Consider the following 18,321-nt stretch of genomic DNA (forward strand, 5'->3'; position numbering starts at 1 on the left):
ATTTTTATTCTCCATCCGCCCTGCAGAAATTTTTGTGGAATACAGTGCCCGGAGCCGGAGCGTTAAGAAACCATTGCTGTTTGAGATCCGCGTTTCCCAGCGGATCGAGTTCAATGGTTTTAGCGGAGGTGGAGGAAACGCCACAAAAATTTCTCCGCCGGCGATTTTTTTGGTTCGTTTTTTCATCGATGAAAAAATGAACAAGGAAAGATGATTAAGAAGCCTGAATATGAAACAGGAGACGATTTCCCCAACCGAGTTATCCCTTTTGACTTGACCCAAAAGAACCAAAAATTAAAGGCGATAAATGGGCCAAACACTGCAGACTGCAATTTTTGCAACCCGCTTTCCTCTAACAGAAATCTTCCCGGTTAGCTTTGTGAAGTAGCCCGGTTGATATCATCGACCGCGAACGGCTTTGATCCCGCACGATTGAAACGGTCCATACATAAATATTAAAAAATTTTAATATTATAGTTGCATTTTAATTGTAGTTCACGCATATTTTAAATGCGTTTTACGTTGGTCGATTAACAAAATCTAACATTAAGGGCAGGGCTTTTAAAATTGTAGTATATTTGTAAATTGAAAAATGTAACATCTATAAACGCGCATGCTCTTGTAGCATGTAGTTGAAACAGAGTACAACGGTCGAATATCGGCTATTACCAAACAGAGTTTAACCTCTAATAAAAACAAAACCTAAGGAGATAGAATCATGGGTCAACAACAACTCTTACTTATAATCCTCGTAACCATTATCGTGGGTATCGCCACGGTCGTGGCCATTAACACCTTCTCAAGCGCTGCAGATAGTGCGAATCTGGATGCCGTTCGTCAGGACATAGCTTCCATTGCTGCTTCTGCTCAAGGCTACTACATGAAGCCAGATATGCTTGGTGGTGGTGGTAAAGATTTTACTGATATGACGTTTGAGAACCTTGCATTTGCTGGTACCATTGTGGATGGAACACCCACTCAAGCTTACAATGAAAATGGTACTTATGTTTTGAGTGGAGGTGCGCAGGGACAAATAACTATCACCGCATATCCTTCAAGCCAATATGGAGCAAATGATACTCCACCTGTTACCAATACTTCAGATCCAATTTCGGCAACTATAATGCCGGATCAGTTAAGCTATTAGTACTTAATTAGCTGAAGGAATACTTAGTGTAAGGGTTTTCATGCTGAATAAAAGTATGAAAACCCTTTTTTATTTCTATTGTTTATGCTTATAAAAAAACGATTTAAATGGAATAGTTTTTACATCTGGATAATTATAGTGGTATTAGTAACTAGTTTTTCAATCACTAATGTCAGCTATTTCAATCAAAAAAAAATAGCACAAAGTGTTATTCTGTGCTTTAGTTCCATTCTCTTCGTCTATTTTCTCTATAAAACAAAACTTGTTGGACTAAACAGTAGGGTCTGGGTTGGGTTAACCATAATTTTAGTTTTTGGGACAGTCTCTTCAACATTAGCACCACTACCACAATGGGCTTTCCTGCAAGTGGGATGGTATCTATTGATAGGCCAATTATTATTCCTGTGTAGTTATCTATACCAAGAGGACAAAGAGCACTATATAAGAGTTGTACTAATCGGCCTAATCGCATTATGTGTGCTTTATTTGACAAGAGTATATGCCGATTATATAACAGGATTACTTAATGACAACTGGACCACCTGGCCAGAACAAAACAGGATTGAACTGCGCAAAAATGGAGTTCTTTTAAACCCTAGTGCGTACCTGGGATTTAATCACGTCCGGTTCTTTAACCATATCCAAACCTGGACGTTACCGTTGCTTGCGTTTGCTTACCTCTATTTCAAGGATAGAATTATTCCGGGACTACAGTACCTGTTACTGTTTTTTATCAGTTCTTGGTGGATGCTTGTTTTTGCAGCGGACGCAAGAGGCACCATGGTGGCTTCAACTTTGGGCTTGTTAACTATTGTTATTCTATTTAGAAAGAGATGTATTCCTGTTGCCAAAGTCTACCTGATAACAGCTGCAGCTGGGCTGGTACTCTATTTGTCTCTTTTTCTACTACCCCAAAATGGGGGGAGAGAAATATTGTCAAGGTTCGGAGACAGTGGCAGGCTGGATGTTTGGTGGTTTACCATTGAGCAAATTATGAAACATCCCTTTTTGGGGCTGGGGCCGATGCATTTTTCTTATATGGGAATTAATCCCCCGTGGTCAACGCCCCACAATTTTATTTTACAAACTGCGGCGGAATGGGGTATACCGGCTGTTATCTTAGCTACGGTGCTGGTTACAGCAGGTTTAGTTAAATTCATCAAACAAAGTCTTCATTTGTCTGAAAATGAAATGGATCCGCGATGGTTGATGTGGCGAATTGCGCTCATCGCTTCTATTACCGCTGCTTTAGCTCATTCAATGGTCTCCGGGATATTTAATTCATCACTCAGTCAACTGTTATTTACTATCATCGGGGGCGCAATTATTGGGGAATATTTTCTCTGTTCAAATAGGGAACTATTCAGAGAACGAACAAGGATTTCCTATATGACAATTATTATTATTGGTCTATTAGGGATAAATACGGTATTTGTGGGATACAGAGTGGCTTCAGATATCCCTCGTCTTAACGAACGAAAGAAGGAATTTTTCGAAAAGTTTGATACCCCATTCAAGTTATATCCACGTTTTTGGCATCAGGGCATGATTTATGAAGATACCGCCGATCTTAATAAAGATGAACCCCAACATAACTGAAATTGAAAATTCTAATTAAACCTGGATTAAATCCTGCTAATAATACTGGTTATTAAAATACAATTGAATATTATTTAGTAGATGATCTCTTAAACGTGAAGACTTATGGGTCAACAACAAATTCTGTTAGTAATCCTGGTTACGGTAATTGTGGCTGTTGCTACCATTATTGCCATTGATACGTTGCAGGAATCACGGAAAAGCGCCAACGAGGATGCCGTACAGCAGGATATATTGCTGATTCTCGGCGAAGCCCAGGCGTACTATTTCCGGAATGCTTCCCTGCAGGGAGGCGGCCGCAGTTTTGACAATATCGGGATCGGGGATATCAGCATCGGAGACTCTACGGCAAATGGCACATACGCCGTATCCGGTAGTGGAAATACGCTGACCGTGGAGGGCACCGGCACAGATGAAGGGGTATTCCTGCGGGCCATCGCCGAGCTGCAGGGCGATGATTTCCAGGTACAGTGGGAGTATGAAGAGTAAGCGGCATACTCTTGGTGGTTATGAGGCATCATATAATGTGAAACAGGAGATTATTTCCCAAAAATACTTGCGACAAATTCGGGATAAACAGCCCTCTCCTTTCAGGGAAAGCACTTTTTATTTGTAACAAAGCCATTTTCTTTGCATCATATCATATAATAAATCTACAATTAAACCTTAGAACGGTTATTATTGGTGAGCAGTGGGGTATCCTCTCGGTACTGTGAGTTGGCACGGGTTGGCAGAACTTTCAACCTGTAACCTTCAACATACAACCTGCAACCTTCAACCGATTTACAATCTTACAGATGGCACAATTCAGACTTAAGGCAACATCCGCCCAGGGCAAGATGATTAAAACGGAGTTTGAGGCCGACTCCAAAAAGGAAGCAGAAAAAAAAGTTGATAAAATCTCCCGCAACAACGGCCTGAAGGTCCACTCCATCGACAAGAAGGAGACCTATATCTACAAGGTCAAGAAGGGAGCAAACAAAGAGGTAAAGGGGGAACAGGAGGCCTACAGCAAGGAGGAACTGGAGAAGGCGCTGGTCAAGCTGGGCTACAAGGTCATAAGCATCAATAAAAAGTGGTTTGACTGGAAGGGCGGCGTTCCCCAGAAAGAGGTGGTGACGTTTATAAGACTCTCGGCCGACCTGTTGAAACAGCAGCTCAGCTTTGATGAAATTCTCAACCTGCTTCAGGAAGATACCCAGAACAAGCGGATGAAGGAGGTCATCCGGCAGATCCAGAAAGACCTCAAGGATGGGAAAGAGGGATCGGAGGTATACGGCAAGCATGAGGATGTATTCGGCAAATTTGCCGCCTACATGCTGAGCGTGGCGTCCACCAGTGGTAACATGGCGCAGGTGTTTGAAAGTACGGCCAAGTTCCTTGAGCGGGATGCCGAGTTTAAAAAGAATTTACGCCGCTCGCTCATGATGCCCACAATCACCGTGATTGCCGTTATCGGGGTGGTCCTGTTTTACGTGGGCTATATATTCCCCGAAATGGCGGGCGTATTCCTGGAGATGGATATCAACCTGGAGCAGCAGGCCCCGATGACGGCCGCCACGCTCGACTGGAGCGCGTGGCTGCAGAATAACTGGCTCCTGATCACCCTGGCGCATATCCTCCCGATTGCCGGTTTTGTCTATTTTATCAAGACGCCCAAAGGCAAGCTGCTGCTCGACAAGCACATCACCAAGCTGCCCGTGATGGGAGACCTGATGCACAAGACGAGTATTGAGATATTTTCACGGGTGTTCTATACCCTCTACAGCGGGTCCGGGCAAAATATTGAAGTGATCAAAGTGGCGGCGGAGGCGTGCCGCAACAAGTACATGGAAAAGCAGATAAAAGAGGTGGCCATCAAGATGATGCTGAAGGAGGGTGCCGGTCTGATCGAGTCGCTCAAGGCGACGGGGGTGTTCACTAATACCGCCATCAGCCGTTTTAAGCTGGGGGCCGAATCGGGGGCTCTCCGGGAAAATGCCCAGCAGCTGGCCGAGTATTATGAGATACAGACCACCTATAAGATGGAGTCTGTCATCGATCTGATCAGCCTGTTTGTCAACCTCTTCATTATGGTTGCGTTGATTGCCATTACCATCGTATCATCCGAGTCGGCATTGATTAAGCCGCAGTCAGGCATGTAAGAGGAACCTGAAACGATCTGTGCCTCTATTTTGCAGTCAAAAGATATTGACCATTCAATTATTCGGCAGGTATGGCCGGCTCTGCTTTAAAAATGGAATTTTGGATTTGTTAATGAACCATCAATGGGCAAGGTAAACACCCGCAGACATATCGGCAATATTCTGCTTAACCGCGGAGTCATAGACGAGGAGCAGCTGAATATTGCCAATTCCATCCTCGAGGAAGAGCCGGATTCAACCAACCGGCGGCTGGGACAGATTTTGTACCAGGACCTGGGACTGGATCGCCACCAGGTGATGAAGGAAATTGCCAGTATCTACGCCTTTGACGAGGTTTTTGAAGGAGTTCAAAGAATAGAACCCGACGTCATAGAGGAGATCAAGGAAAATATTGAGCAGCTTCCGCAGGAGATCATCGATGAGCTTGTCCACCAAAAGGCGGTGCCCCTGCAAAAAGATCAAAATGAGTTGACGATTGCAGCGGCCGATCCCTCCGATCCAACCCTTTCGAATATTATTTCGCGGCTGAATTTCAAGCATTTCGAAATTTTTTATTGCCGCTACGAACTTGTTGAGCAGATCCTGACCGAGGTCTACGAGCAGAAAAACGAATTCCTGGACCTGCTGGAAGAGATTGAATATGAAGAGCCCGACCTGCAGGAGTCCGACGAGGACCAGATCGACGAGGAGGAGATCGACGCGGAGATCAACCAGAGCATGCTCAACTCCCTGGTGGAGGGGATGCTCGTTGAGGCTGTGCGGCAGGGAGTCAGCGATATCCATATCGTGCCCACCGGTGCCGCATCAACCGACATCCGGTTCAGGATCGACGGAAAGCTGCAGATGTGGCATGAGCAGAAAAATGTGAAGCCGGAGGCGATATCCGCCGTGGTAAAAGACAAAACCAGGAATGTGGACCGTTTTGAACGGGACGCCTCCCAGGATGGATTTATCCAGCGCGTGGTTGACAACCACAGCATCCGGTACCGGGTTTCCATCATGCCGATGGTGGGAAAACAGTTTGAACGGAAATTTGAATCTATCGTAATCCGGATTCTGGATGATCGAAAAGTGATTACCGATCTCGAAAAACTCGGCCTGCAGACCAAGGCGAAAGAGGATTTTGTAAAAGCGATCGAAAAACCGTCCGGTATTGTCATTGTAACGGGTCCCACGGGCAGCGGTAAGTCCACCACCCTGGTTGCGGCGCTTTACTACGTGATCGACCCGGCTGTAAATGTACTTACGGTAGAGGACCCGGTGGAATACCTGATAGAGGGAGCCCGACAGCTGAAGCTCAGCAACCACATGACGTTTGACCAGGCGATGCGCGGTATTTTGCGGCACGACCCCGATATTGTGTTGGTCGGTGAGATACGGGACCTTAAGACGGCCGAAATCGCTATCAAGCTCGCGAACACCGGGCACCTTACCTTTTCAACCCTGCACACGAACGACGCCCCCAGTGCCATCTCCCGGCTCTACAAGATGGGCGTGGAGCCTTTTTTGATTGCCAATGCCGTAAACCTGATTATGGCACAGCGATTGGTACGGAGACTGTGCAGCAAATGTAAAGAGGAGTATGAGCCCCATCCCGAGACCGCAAAAGGGATCGGGTTTACCGAAGAGGAGATCCAGCAGACCACGTTTTATCGCGCAGTGGGATGCAATGAATGCAACGACATCGGCTACAAGGGCCGGGCGGCTATCATGGAGGCGCTCTATTTTGACAAGGAGATCCGCAGCATGATCCTGGAATCCGGCAGCGAAATCGACGAAATGGGCATAAAGGAATACGCGATGAGCCAGGGTATGCTGAGCCTGCGTGGTTCCGGGCGCGAGCGGATCAAGTCGGGGATTACAAGCATAGAAGAGGTCATGGCGATAACAATAGAAGATTGAGAAAACCTGGGCAGATGAAGCTGCGATGTTATATCGGCACCCCGGAAAGAAATACCCCGGGTTTTATCATGGAAACCGCATAAGTGCCAATATTATATTACATTAATGAAACCAAATTTAATTGATAAAATTGATCCGAATAGTTTTACTATTACAAAAGATGCGTGGTTATTTAACAAAGGCTTGCATAACCAGAGCCATAATCCATCCTGAGTTGTAAAATAGGGGTCAATTTAAAGAGCGAATATTATGATTGAAGATGGTCAAACCGAACGTGATGTTACGCCTGAGTACATCCGTAGATTTTTAAAGGAACCTCCCTTACTGCTGAGGAATTTTCATTACGAAGATACGATGGAGTTTTTAAACCTGGGGGTCGAAGAGCGATTTCTGCAGGATGATGTCATCATCAATGAATCCGAGTATGTGAATTCAGCCTACCTGATAGCAGAGGGGAAAGTGACTATCTGGAAAGATAATATACAGCTGGCGGTACTTTCGGAAGGAAACTTTTTGGGAGAAACATTTCTGTTCAGCAAAAACAACCGGATGGCCAAAGTGGTTTCGGAGGGGGAAAGCCTGCTGCTGCAATTCAAACGGTATGACGCTTTGAACTTCTTCCGTAAAAAACCTGAAAAACTCTTCAATATTTTCACCCGCAACATCATTGAAATTCAGCAAAAAAAGATTAGCAACATGAATGTCCAGCTGCTGAAGCTAAAAAAACGGCTGCTGAATGACGCAGGCTGGTAATCTCCTTACCGGCTGGAGTCTTGCCGGGCATCTCTTTTATATGCACTCATTTATTAAAACGATTTAACTTTTTTTATCGATTTTAAACAGTAACCTTTCTGAGTCGGGAAATTCCCTTAAAAAGGGTTGAACATTAGAGTTTTTTAATATTGTTCTTTTTTTCTATACTAGAGCGTACTCTTTTGAAAAACTGTCTGTAAATGAAAGTGTTCAATTTTACAATTTTTAGATACATCATCTTGTATTAACAAATATCGTTGGTTGTTTCGTAACCACATTTTGTTAAAACATTTCTTCAGACTGAAAACGGTATAACAAATAATAATCTATGGGACAGGCTATTGGTACAAATCGTCTGACAGAACTCATTCAACCGATGGCGCGGCAACTGTCGAAGACCGCAAAGGGACTGGAACGGCACCAGGAGATCGGGCGGATTATTGAAGACCAGCCCGATGAAAAGCGGTTGATCCTCGGCAACATCCTGGATGATTATCTGCTGGAGATGAATGACAATGAGGCCTCCGACATCGATCTTGGCGGACCGGGCTGTGGAGGGCAGATCTGGTACAGGATTCACGGCGACAAATCTCCGTCCGATAAAATTGACGCTCGGCTTGAGCTGGTCGAAACCGATTTTCTGCTGCACAACGCCATCATGCCGAGTCAGCGCAAACATCTGCTGGAAAACAAGAACCTCGATTTCTCCTACTCTATTGAGATAAGTGAGGATGTGAGCCAGCGCTTCAGGGCCGACATGTATTTTGACCTGGAGCACCTGGCATTAAACATGCGCAAGATTGAAAATGAAATTCGTCCTTTCAGGGGATTGAACCTTCACCCGGAAATAGCCAAGGCCCTCAGCCTGAAATATTACAAATATGGATTAACGCTCGTTACGGGAATTACGGGCTCGGGAAAATCCTCCACGCTTGACACGATCATCGATGCGAACAACCGCAGCATCGACTCGCATATTGTTATTATCGCCTCTCCGGTCGAATTGATCCATAAGCCGATCCGGTCGGTTGTCAGGCATCGCGAGGTGGGCAGGGATGTCGCCTCTTTCAAGGAGGGAGCGGTTCAGGCGCTTCGCCAGGATCCCGATATCATTGTGGTGGGAGAGCTCCGGGATCCCGAAACAATCATGACCACGCTTGAAATCACCGATTCCGGTCACAAAACATTTGGCACCCTCCACACCTCCTCGGCGATGGAGAGCATCGAACGGATTTTGGGCGAAGTGCCACCCAACGAGCAGAACCGGGTCCGCACCCGGCTCGCAGATGTGCTCACATGCGTGATCAGCCAGAAACTGATTCCCAGCCTGGATGGGAAGCGGGTGCTGGCCAAGGAGATTCTGCTGGTAAACAGTTCCGTAAAGGCGGCTATACGAAACAACAACGTCAACGAGATCTATCAGATGCTGATGGAGGGCGGTGACAAGGGGATGAATACCATGGAACAGGACCTTAAACGGCTATATGACGAAGGTAAAATTTCCAGGGAGGAAGCGATCAACAATGCAAATAACAAAAAGCGTTTGCTGCAGCTTCTTTCAGACAATGAGCTCTAAATTAAATAAAATGCAAATATTCTAACGGCGGCTCAATGTTCGGGAGCAAAGTATACACAGGTATCGTAATTGAAGGCAGCCAGTTAAAAATTGCCCGGGTTAAATCCGAGAAGGGCAAGGTACGCCTGGTTAAACTGGACAAGATCGGCTTGATTGACGAGCTGAAACCGGGAGGGTACGATTCCTCTGAAGGTCCGGAGGGCGGCGATTTTGAAGAAGATCAGGATGCCGATTCCATTTTTGGGCTGGGAGAACTTGAGGGGGATGGCGGCGAGGAGGAGCTTGAGGAGATCAACCTCGACGACATGGATGAGGAACCCGTGGAGGATGATGATATGCTGTCGCTGGACATGGTGGAAGAGGCCGACAGCGGCACGCGGTCAAATGAAGTGCTCCTGTATGAGACATTGACGGAGATCGACCCGGACAACCTCCGGCTGGGACTCAATGTGGAGGCCGGTGATACCATTTTCCAGATTATCAGGGATACCAATTTCAACGAAGTCAAGAAAAAAGACCTGATTGCCGATCTTGAAGAAAAACTTGAATCCATTTACGGGACCCCGAAATCGTCTGATCGATACGATTACGAGATAAGGGAGAACGGGTCGCTGCTGCTGGCTTCGACGGAGGAAGATCCCAAGCTGCTGGAGCTGGTGAACGAAACCCGCGAGCTGTATGGGGGCAAGCTTTTTATTGATGATATACTTCCGGACGAGGTCAGCCTCGTCGGCCTTGTAAAAGCGAACTATGAGCTGCAACCCGACCAGATAACCGGCATTATCCAGTTCGGTCCGGAGAGATGCCGTCTTATCTTTATGAATGGAGAGGAGGTCTGGCTGGTTTCGCCCATCATTAATGAAGGAACCAAAAACCGGGGATTCCTGAATACGATATTCAGCAAAATCCTGTTTCAGCTCGATACCGGTGAGGTCCCCAACCTGGATCGCCTGATACTGGCAAATAATACGTTGGGTACGGAGGCGACTGATTTTTTTAAGAAGAATTTCCCGGATGTAAGTGTAGAGAATTTTCGGTTCGAAAGCAGCAAATTTGATTATGGGGATCAGGACCCGGTAAGTGCCGACGCGTTTACCACGGCAATAGGTGTTGCCTGGGCCGCCTCGGGGGTTGACAGGGAGCATTTTCCCGATATTTCGCTGCTGCCTGGGTATGTCCTGGAGCGCCAGAAAATATTCAAGCTCCAGTGGCACGGCATTATGCTCCTTTTTCTCATATTCATGGCACCGGTCACGCTTAATTATTTTTACCAGCAAAATGCCCGGCAAATTCAGACGATGGAAAGTGATCTGACCCGGATCAACAGCCAGATCGAACAGGTAACACCCACTGTAAATGCCGCAAACAAGTTGAGCGACCAGCTGGCCATACTACGGGAAGAACTGGTATTGCTGGACACCCTCAGTCGCGGAACGCGCGAGTGGACCCGCAAGCTGCAGATCCTGAACAACGGGATGAGCGAGAATGTACAGGCGACCTGGTTTACGGGCATGCAGAACAACCAGGATGGTACCTCCCTGAATGGATATGCGCTGTATAGAAATCAAATACCGGACATCGTGGATATTTTTGCCGATGCAACGCTACTGAATGTCAGCATCGAGGAGATCCGGGAACAGGAGGTCTATCGGTTCTCCATCAGGATCAAAGAGTTCTCGGACGATAAAACCCAGTTTTCTCCACCGAGACCGGAAGACTTAAAAACAATATTGGGCAAATAGTTATCCACTGATCTATGTCATACGCATTACGGAATACACTAATTTTGTCGCTGGTTTTTTTGCTGATTACCGGTGGGGGATGGGCGTACATCGAATTTTTGCAAAAGCCCGAACTGGAGCGTCTGCAGGGGGAGATTACCGAAAAACGAACAGAACTCTCCAACAAGCAGCAAACTGCCAATCAATACGACATGCTCTCGGAACAGTACGAGAATGCCCAGTACTACATAAAAAACTATGACAAAGGGCTCTATTTCAGCAGTAATGAGGACAAGGTATTTGATTTCATCAACCAGCTAAACAGCGGACCCGCGGTGACCGACTTCTCATTTACATTTGTCGACTCAACAAGCCAGGGGCAGTTCGGGATCATCAATATGCAGATATCCGGGAGCGGATTTTATCGGAACGTGGTGAACTTTATCCGGAGAATTGAGCTGAGTAAACCGATCAACAAGATCGCCAATCTGAATATTTCACCGATCAATAACCTGGAGTCGTACGGACGTGTCAATTTTAACTTTGCGCTGGCAAGTTATTACAGCCGCAGCAGCATTGTTGACGCCACGGAACTAACGATATCGAATTCGATACTGGAATCTGTTTACAATCCATTTTATCCATTTATACGGGAAATTGAGCCCAATGAAGAGAACTTAATTGACATCGAAAGCAGCAGCCTGGTGGCATTGAGTTCAAACGCGGTGTTTGTCATTGATCAAAATGGAAGCATGCAAAAATTACAGGTGGGAGACAGGGTGTACCTGGGCAGGCTGGAAACGGTTAACATTCAACAACAATCGGCAATATTTGAGCTGAATAAAGGCGGCATCATAGAGCATGTAACTTTGGAGGTACAACAATGAACTTTAAAAACAGAACAATCTTGAGGTTATTAATATTTCCACTCCTTCTATTTTTTATGCAGCCGCACAACAGCCTGGCTTTGCAGGGGCAGGACCGGATTCCCCGGGAGTATACCAACCCGGACGAGGTTGTCACCTTTGACCGCAACACCCCGTTTCAACGGGCGATAGATGTGATCAACCAGTTTGCCCAGGAAAGGCTCAATAAAGTGATCATCGACAGGACGGGTACGGAGGGATCAATCGGCATATCTGTGCCGCCGATGCACTGGAGAGATGCCCTCGACCTGCTATTGCGGGTAAAAGACCTGGTTTTGATAGAGCAGGATGAGATTTTTGAGATCGTTCCCTATCAGGAGCCCGCCCAAGACCAGGGCCAGACCGCCCAGGGCGGAAATGTGGCTGTGCAAGCAGGACAGGGACAGCAGGGCGATGGTCCCGTAGCCACCATCGACAGCCGGGAGGTACGAATTAATGCGATCTTCTTCGAAGGCAGTCGCCGTGCGCTACAGGAAATTGGGGTAGACTGGTCTACACTGACCGAAAATGTACCTGCTAATCTGGGTAACTTTGTTGGCCAAAACCAGGGCGGTGGCGGTGGTGGAGGCGGCGGAGGCGGCCAGGGTGGAGGAGGCTCTGGAGAGCTTCCGGCCACTTCCGGCTTTGAGGACCAGTTCGTCTCTGTCAACTCCAAAGGGGCTCAAAATGTTTCTCAAAATGTGTTTAATGCCCTTATAAATTTTGGGCAGGTCGGGAATTCGGGCATCGAAGTTCAGGCCCTGTTCAGCGCCTTTGAGGCAGACAACCTGGGAGAGATCCTTGCGTCTCCGTCTGTCAAGGTGATGGACCGGCAGGAGGGGCGTATCCAGGTAGGACAAGATTTTTCTATTAAACAGCGTGATTTTGCAGGTAACGTTACGGACCAGTTCTTCAGCGTGGGTACGATCCTTACCGTTACCCCCACAATTATAGAAGAAAACGACACCACCGTTATCCATCTCGATATCCAGGCGGAGCGTTCTTCGGCCCAACCAGATCCCGTCAGCACCATTGTCAACAAGCAAACGGCCGAGACGCAGGCTATCCTCGTGGATGGGGAAGCGACCGCCATTGCGGGCCTTTATCGATCAGAAGTGGCGGAGGTGCGCCGCGGCGTTCCCATACTCAAGGATCTACCGCCCTGGCTGTTTGGACTGCGCTACCTGTTTGGTTTTAATTCCAAGGATTATCAGATGCGTGAACTGGTAATACTGGTACAGGCGGAAATTGAACCTACCATTGCTGAACGCTATGGTCGTGAAAATGCAAACAAATTTGATGTGCTCCACGAGGAACGGGAACGGATACGTAATGAAATCGAACGAAAAGACCAATACAGCCCGACCCGGATTGAGCAGCTAAACGCCGATGACGAGGATGAGGCCGAGGGGTCCGAAACAGAGCTTCCTGAAGAAACGATCCCTGAACAGGAAGAGCAGAATTCCCAAGAAGAAGAGGAGATGCCCGGACAGAAATCCCGTGAAGAAGAAACAGATGAGTATCTTGATCCTGAAATGGAGGCAAAACCTGTACCGCTGAACCTGGGAACGGAGCAAGAAAACAAGAACGAGGAGCAGTCTGAAGCCGGGGAAAGTCCTGTGGACGGAGACGGTGCGGAAAGTAGCCGGGCAGAGGCCGTAGAACCGGAACCGGCTGCCGATTCAACAGACGAGATTGCGGAGCCGGAGGGAGAGCAAGATACACGCCTTGATCCCCAGGGAGGATCGGCGGGGAACTACAACTACTTTATTGTTGCCGCCTCCTTTTTAAACAGGGAAAATGCCGTTGAATTTCAACAGGAGCTGCGGGAACAGGGCTACGATGCCGTGGTGGTAGAGGATCCCGATTCCAGTTACCATTTTGTAGCCTACAGCGGGCATCAAACCCTTGAGGAGGCCAAGGCGGAGCTTAATACGATCTGGGAGCGCCACAACGCTGATGCCTGGATTTTTAATGCGAGGTAAGAGTTTTAAGGGCTTGTTCAAATCGAGATTCCAGCTTTTTTCCCAGGTATTGGGATACCTTTATTAAGAGGGCTTTGCAAAACCCTCAATTCCTCGTTCTGAGGGAGTTGTACTCCCGTTTAAAGGTTAATAAGGTCGGTGGTACAACCACCTCCCAACAAAATAGCAGGTTCTGCAAAGGTCCCTCAAAAAAAGCAGGTGTCTCTTTTGGCTTGATTCAAAAGGAACCACAAAAAAGGCGGGGGATGGGGCATCCACTGCAACCTGCATCAGGCGTGGAAACCCGTTGGGACGTGACATGGTCGTGGATCTTGCTTCGGCCTCCGCGCTCCATTTAAGGCCGGAGACAGGTTGTTTTTTGTTGTTCCCCTCTTCAGTCAGAACTTCTGCCTGATGGGGCATGATGCTATTAGCTCGTTCATACGATCATCATCTTAAAATGGCCAGATCATCGGGATGGCAATCGTCGCAATAATCCAGAAGATAATATTGAGGGGAAGCCCCACCTTGGTAAAGTCTGTGAACTTGTAACTACCCGTGCCGTAGACAAGCGTATTGGTCTGATATCCAAAGGGAGTTATAAAACTGAGCGAGGCTGCATACGTAACGGCAAACAGAAACGGTTCCGCATTGACCCCGAGGGAGTCGGCTGTCTGGATGGCAATGGGGGCTAAAAGTGCGGCCGAGGCGTTGTTGGACATCACGGCGGTGATCCCCATGGTGAGCAGGAAGAAGCCCGACAATATAGCCCTTGGACCAAGCACGGATAACAGGCTGATCATCCCGTCGGCCAGCAGGGCTGCCGCCCCGGTTTTGTCCATGGCGGTTCCCAGTGGAATCACCCCGGCAAGCAGCAGTATCACTTTCCAATTCACCGCCTGGTAGGCCTCATCTGCGGAAAGGCAGCCGGTTAAAATCATGCATATCACCCCGGCGATTGCGCTCACCACGATCGGCAGGTAACCGAGGGCTGCCGAAAGAACCACCGCTGCAAGGATCGCCAGCGCTTTATACGTTTTTTCGGTTCTGTAGCGGTACACGCCCACTTCCGAGGCCAGCACGAAAGAGGGATCGGTATCGATCTGTTTTACGCGATCTTTGCTCATGTTCAGAAGCAGGGAGTCGCCCCCCGAAATGACCACTTTTTCGAGATCTTCGTGCATCAGTTCGCCGCGATGGCGGATGGCGAGCGGGACTGCTCCAAATCGGTCGTAAAAGTCGATTTCTCCCAGTGTTTCCCCGACCAGCGATGAATCCGGTGCGACGGCCGCCTCAACAAGGGCGTCGCGACTCTGTTCCAGGTCTACGTCCACCCATTTTTTGGGAGGCTTCAGAGAAATATCCTCCCGTTGCAGCAGCTTGTTGATCTCTTCCGCACTGCCGCGTATGCGAAGGATGTCGCCGGCCTTCAGGTACACTTCCGAACGCTGGGCCGATGAGTCTCTTCCGGGCTTAAATATTCGAAGCACATCTAGATCCAGGTGGGCCGTCAGCTCCTGTTCATCCAAAACGGTTCCCACCAGGTCAGAGCCTGGTTCGAGCACCACATCGGTGAGATATCCCTGCATCTTGTAGCCTGAGGTCAGCTCCTCGTTTTTTCGCCGGTTGGGAATCATCTTGATGCCGATCGTAAAAAGATAGATGAACCCGGCTGACAAAAAGAGAATTCCACCGGGAGTGAATTCAAACATGGCAAGCGGCTCAAGACCACGGTCCTCGGCAATAGAACTTACCAATATATTGGTGGAGGTGCCGATGAGCGTGCAAATACCTCCCATGATCCCGGCAAATGAGAGCGGCATCAGCAGTTTTGAGGGGCTGACATCAATTCTGGAGGCGATATCAATGAATACGGGAATGAAGATTACCACGACCGCCGTATTGTTGATAAAGGAGGAAGAGATGCTGACAAACAGGAGCATCCCGAGAAAACCCAGCCAGAAATTATCTTCCATCTGCCGGGTGAAAAAATCCCCGACTTTATTCAAAATCCCGGTACGGCGGAGCCCCTCGCTGAGCACAAACATGGCGGCAACAGTGAGCGTGGCGGGATTGCTGAAGCCGGAAAGGCCTTCTGAAGGGGTAAGTATGCCCGTAACCAGCAACAGGCACATGATAATTATTGCGGCAATATCAAAAGAGACATATTCTGAACTAAAAAGAAAAAGGGCAATTGCCAACAGGGAAAAAACAAATAATATTTCAAAACTCATATTTGGTTATTTGCTTGTTACCAGTTGCACACCGATGTAACAGGAAAATAGGAGTTAAAATTTATATACTCTCAAGCGTTTTATATTCAGGTTATTAGTTCATCTCCCTCAAGTGAATAATAGCTCTTCATCAGGTTGGCTGTAAGGCATGAATGGACCGGCAAAACCCCGATAATATCCCCCACATGTAGTTTTTTCATGAGTGGTGGGCTGCATTTCAGAATGCCGTGTTCCTGGGAAAGGTTCTTTATAAAAGCATTTTCAACGGGCTGGGACCATCTGTTGTTTTCTTCCAGCAGAACGGGAAGCCCGTATATGGTTTGACGATCCCATTCCAGTGTTTCTTTTGACAAGTGGACGGCACCCCCGTGAATAACGCATTCATTGCGCTGAGGATATGTCGCAACCACCGGCGCCGCCAACGCCACTGCAATATCTTCGATGGTACAGGCACCTGCTTGTACCTGCATCAGGTCGTAAAACACAAAGTTGCCCGGGCTGATCTCATCGATTTCCCCGAAATCATCGGCCACGGTGCATCCCGGGGTATCTCCAATACAGCAGGTCAGGTTGTTGAAACGATTTTTAAGGCGCTGTACCTGTAACACAACATCGGCGTATATCGCCTTGATTTCATTTTTGGAACGGGCAGAGTAGGTGTGACCGGGATGCGAGTAAAAGCCTTTGAGCGTCAGCAAATCGGAGTGTTTTATGAAACGGATCAACCGCGCTATGGAGTCTGTTTGTCCGGGCCTGAATCCGGACCGTTCACCTCCGGTATCAATTTCGATATAGACCTGGGCTGGTTCAGTCAGATGCTCCCTCAAAAACCGGACCGATTCGATATTTGCCACCAGCAGGCTAATGGCATTGATCTTCGCGGCCAGGGTATTGATGGAGTCAATTTCACGAATATTCACCGGGAACGCGACGGTGATATCCCTCCAGCCGTGATCGGCAAACAGGTGACCCATCTTGAATGACGAGACGGTGATGGCATCGATTCCAAACTCCCGGAACCACTCTCCGATAACCGGCGACTGGTGGGTCTTTACATGCGGTTTGAAGGCTAATCCGTGATTCCCGGCCTTTTCTGCCATACGCCTGATGTTTGTCTTACATTTTTGGGGATCGATAAGTAAAGTCGGTGAGCTGATCATGAGAATTCAAATGTTAAAAGAAGTTTTTTGGTAATGGGGATAAAGTCGTCCGACTTTATCCCGTTTTATGGTCGGTGGAATCAGGGGCATGCTCATGAATGTATGAGATTAGGTGCTCGGCGTCTTCTTTTGTTAGGGCAAGCGCCCTGCCGTGGACCTCTACCAGGGTTAATGGCCGGTCTGAGTCTGCCGGCATAAATTTAATATTCAGATCCCCCGGAAAAAAACCGGTTCCGAAAAATTGGGTGTTCGGTTCCGTATATACCGTTTCGATGTTGCCAAGTTTAAAAATGTCGCGGCTGACGACCCGATCTTTCCTCAAATAGGTAAGAATCAGCTCTCCGTTTTCAGTAGAGCATTCGATGGTGTGCTTGCCCTGCATCACTTTCAGACCGCTTAATACCGTACCCGCCAGCAGTCCAAATGCGATTAAACGGAGTACGCCTTCCCACACTACATCCTCGGCAACATGATAGGCACCCAGAAACAGCAGTGTACCCAAGGCCAGGGCGGAGGTTATCTGAATCCAGTAACCGGAGTATTTTTCTTTAATAATCATCTGAAAAGTAATTGAGGTGCAGCTGTCAATAAATTGGAGACACGGGATAGTTAAAAAAAACGGTTATATTAAAATGGGAATTTCACCCGCAGCCAACGTAATGCAAGGTACTTGACGTGGGGCTGCAAAGTTTTCACGTCACCGGCGGTTTTGCAAACCCTCTGGTAAATTAAACAACTGCAATGGATAAAATCACGGTACAAATTGATTGATTTTTATTGAAGTATTAGCTTGGTTTATAAAACATATAAAGAGGATATTATGGCGAAGAAGAAAAAAGGGACCAAGAAGAAGGAGATGTCAGAGGGCACTGCAATTGCAGTTGTGGTACTTGGATTGACTGTGGGAGGAATTGCAGTATATTATATATTGACGTGGCTGATCAGCCTGTTTTTCCCTAATCTGCTCAATTAGTATATACTTTACAGGGGCCTTTGCAGGACCTGCTATGTTGTTGGGAGTAGCTGTACTACCGGCCTTTGGGACCTTTAAACAGGAGTACAACGCCCTTAAAACGAGGAATTGAAGGTTTTGCAAAGCCCTCTGTTAATTATTTTCTATTTCTTTGCTGGATGCTTAAAACGAACAAGAGCCCTTCACAATATGCTCATTAACCAGTATGCGGGGGGGATATTAAACTGCAGTTCAACGCCGGTC

The 18,321-nt window shown here is 47.6% G+C and carries 15 protein-coding genes; 12 read left to right on the forward strand and 3 right to left on the reverse strand.

Translation table 11 applies throughout. The annotated features are described in order from the left end of the window. The 11 genes from ACG2F4_RS15810 to ACG2F4_RS15860 all read left to right on the forward strand — a co-directional run. Positions 1-214: hypothetical protein (locus tag ACG2F4_RS15810; RefSeq protein WP_395261855.1), on the forward strand; the 214-nt coding region annotated here is incomplete at its 5' end. Positions 215-718: 504 nt separating this feature from the next. Next, complete coding sequence (locus tag ACG2F4_RS15815; protein WP_395261856.1) at positions 719-1,147, forward strand: hypothetical protein; 429 nt, start codon at positions 719-721, stop codon at positions 1,145-1,147. Between the two features lie 138 nt (positions 1,148-1,285). Beyond that, on the forward strand, positions 1,286-2,746 hold the full coding sequence (locus ACG2F4_RS15820; RefSeq protein ID WP_395261857.1) for an O-antigen ligase family protein: 1,461 nt from the start codon (positions 1,286-1,288) through the stop codon (positions 2,744-2,746). A 105-nt stretch (positions 2,747-2,851) separates the two neighbouring features. After that, a complete protein-coding gene (locus tag ACG2F4_RS15825) occupies positions 2,852-3,235 on the forward strand; it encodes a hypothetical protein (RefSeq protein ID WP_395261858.1) in 384 nt (127 codons plus the stop codon). A 308-nt stretch (positions 3,236-3,543) separates the two neighbouring features. Then, on the forward strand, positions 3,544-4,890 hold the full coding sequence (locus ACG2F4_RS15830) for a type II secretion system F family protein (RefSeq protein ID WP_395261859.1): 1,347 nt from the start codon (positions 3,544-3,546) through the stop codon (positions 4,888-4,890). 123 nt (positions 4,891-5,013) lie between these two features. Then, complete coding sequence (locus tag ACG2F4_RS15835; RefSeq protein ID WP_395261860.1) at positions 5,014-6,792, forward strand: GspE/PulE family protein; 1,779 nt, start codon at positions 5,014-5,016, stop codon at positions 6,790-6,792. Between the two features lie 249 nt (positions 6,793-7,041). Then, complete coding sequence (locus ACG2F4_RS15840) at positions 7,042-7,545, forward strand: Crp/Fnr family transcriptional regulator (protein WP_395261861.1); 504 nt, start codon at positions 7,042-7,044, stop codon at positions 7,543-7,545. 328 nt (positions 7,546-7,873) lie between these two features. Further along, complete coding sequence (locus tag ACG2F4_RS15845) at positions 7,874-9,121, forward strand: type IV pilus twitching motility protein PilT (protein ID WP_395261862.1); 1,248 nt, start codon at positions 7,874-7,876, stop codon at positions 9,119-9,121. A gap of 35 nt (positions 9,122-9,156) precedes the next feature. Then, positions 9,157-10,863, forward strand: a complete 1,707-nt coding sequence (locus tag ACG2F4_RS15850; protein ID WP_395261863.1) for a PilN domain-containing protein — start codon at positions 9,157-9,159, stop codon at positions 10,861-10,863. 14 nt (positions 10,864-10,877) lie between these two features. Continuing rightward, on the forward strand, positions 10,878-11,729 hold the full coding sequence (locus ACG2F4_RS15855) for a hypothetical protein (RefSeq protein ID WP_395261864.1): 852 nt from the start codon (positions 10,878-10,880) through the stop codon (positions 11,727-11,729). A 20-nt stretch (positions 11,730-11,749) separates the two neighbouring features. Further along, positions 11,750-13,732: an SPOR domain-containing protein gene (locus ACG2F4_RS15860; RefSeq protein WP_395261865.1), complete on the forward strand. Its 1,983-nt coding sequence runs from the start codon at positions 11,750-11,752 to the stop codon at positions 13,730-13,732. A gap of 434 nt (positions 13,733-14,166) precedes the next feature. On the opposite strand, the gene ACG2F4_RS15865 is transcribed toward ACG2F4_RS15860, so the two are convergent. From ACG2F4_RS15865 to ACG2F4_RS15875, 3 genes are all read right to left on the reverse strand, one after another. Next, the gene (locus ACG2F4_RS15865; RefSeq protein WP_395261866.1) at positions 14,167-15,945 is read right to left on the reverse strand and encodes an SLC13 family permease; all 1,779 of its coding nucleotides are present in this window, start codon (positions 15,943-15,945) and stop codon (positions 14,167-14,169) included. A gap of 86 nt (positions 15,946-16,031) precedes the next feature. Beyond that, the gene (locus ACG2F4_RS15870) at positions 16,032-17,105 is read right to left on the reverse strand and encodes an alanine racemase (protein ID WP_395261867.1); all 1,074 of its coding nucleotides are present in this window, start codon (positions 17,103-17,105) and stop codon (positions 16,032-16,034) included. Positions 17,106-17,160: 55 nt separating this feature from the next. Continuing rightward, a complete protein-coding gene (locus ACG2F4_RS15875) occupies positions 17,161-17,664 on the reverse strand; it encodes a hypothetical protein (RefSeq protein WP_395261868.1) in 504 nt (167 codons plus the stop codon). A gap of 261 nt (positions 17,665-17,925) precedes the next feature. Here ACG2F4_RS15875 and ACG2F4_RS15880 point away from each other — a divergent pair, with 261 nt between their 5' ends. Beyond that, positions 17,926-18,078 (forward strand): hypothetical protein, encoded by a 153-nt coding sequence (locus tag ACG2F4_RS15880; RefSeq protein WP_395261869.1) that lies wholly within the window; start codon positions 17,926-17,928, stop codon positions 18,076-18,078. Positions 18,079-18,321 lie beyond the last annotated feature (243 nt).

The sequence above is a fragment of the Halalkalibaculum sp. DA3122 genome (genome assembly GCF_043951865.1).
In the GTDB taxonomy this organism is placed as follows: Bacteria; Bacteroidota; Rhodothermia; order Balneolales; family Balneolaceae; genus JAMQKA01.

Bases quoted from the DNA above. Each gene is read 5' to 3' on its own strand.
- ACG2F4_RS15815 (WP_395261856.1), top strand. From the start codon at position 719: ATGGGTCAACAACAACTCTTACTTATAATCCTCGTAACCATTATCGTG.
- ACG2F4_RS15825 (WP_395261858.1), top strand. From the start codon at position 2,852: ATGGGTCAACAACAAATTCTGTTAGTAATCCTGGTTACGGTAATTGTG.
- ACG2F4_RS15830 (WP_395261859.1), top strand. From the start codon at position 3,544: ATGGCACAATTCAGACTTAAGGCAACATCCGCCCAGGGCAAGATGATT.
- ACG2F4_RS15835 (WP_395261860.1), top strand. From the start codon at position 5,014: ATGGGCAAGGTAAACACCCGCAGACATATCGGCAATATTCTGCTTAAC.
- ACG2F4_RS15840 (WP_395261861.1), top strand. From the start codon at position 7,042: ATGATTGAAGATGGTCAAACCGAACGTGATGTTACGCCTGAGTACATC.
- ACG2F4_RS15845 (WP_395261862.1), top strand. From the start codon at position 7,874: ATGGGACAGGCTATTGGTACAAATCGTCTGACAGAACTCATTCAACCG.
- ACG2F4_RS15850 (WP_395261863.1), top strand. From the start codon at position 9,157: ATGTTCGGGAGCAAAGTATACACAGGTATCGTAATTGAAGGCAGCCAG.
- ACG2F4_RS15855 (WP_395261864.1), top strand. From the start codon at position 10,878: ATGTCATACGCATTACGGAATACACTAATTTTGTCGCTGGTTTTTTTG.
- ACG2F4_RS15865 (WP_395261866.1), bottom strand. From the start codon at position 15,945: ATGAGTTTTGAAATATTATTTGTTTTTTCCCTGTTGGCAATTGCCCTT.
- ACG2F4_RS15870 (WP_395261867.1), bottom strand. From the start codon at position 17,105: ATGATCAGCTCACCGACTTTACTTATCGATCCCCAAAAATGTAAGACA.
- ACG2F4_RS15875 (WP_395261868.1), bottom strand. From the start codon at position 17,664: ATGATTATTAAAGAAAAATACTCCGGTTACTGGATTCAGATAACCTCC.
- ACG2F4_RS15880 (WP_395261869.1), top strand. From the start codon at position 17,926: ATGGCGAAGAAGAAAAAAGGGACCAAGAAGAAGGAGATGTCAGAGGGC.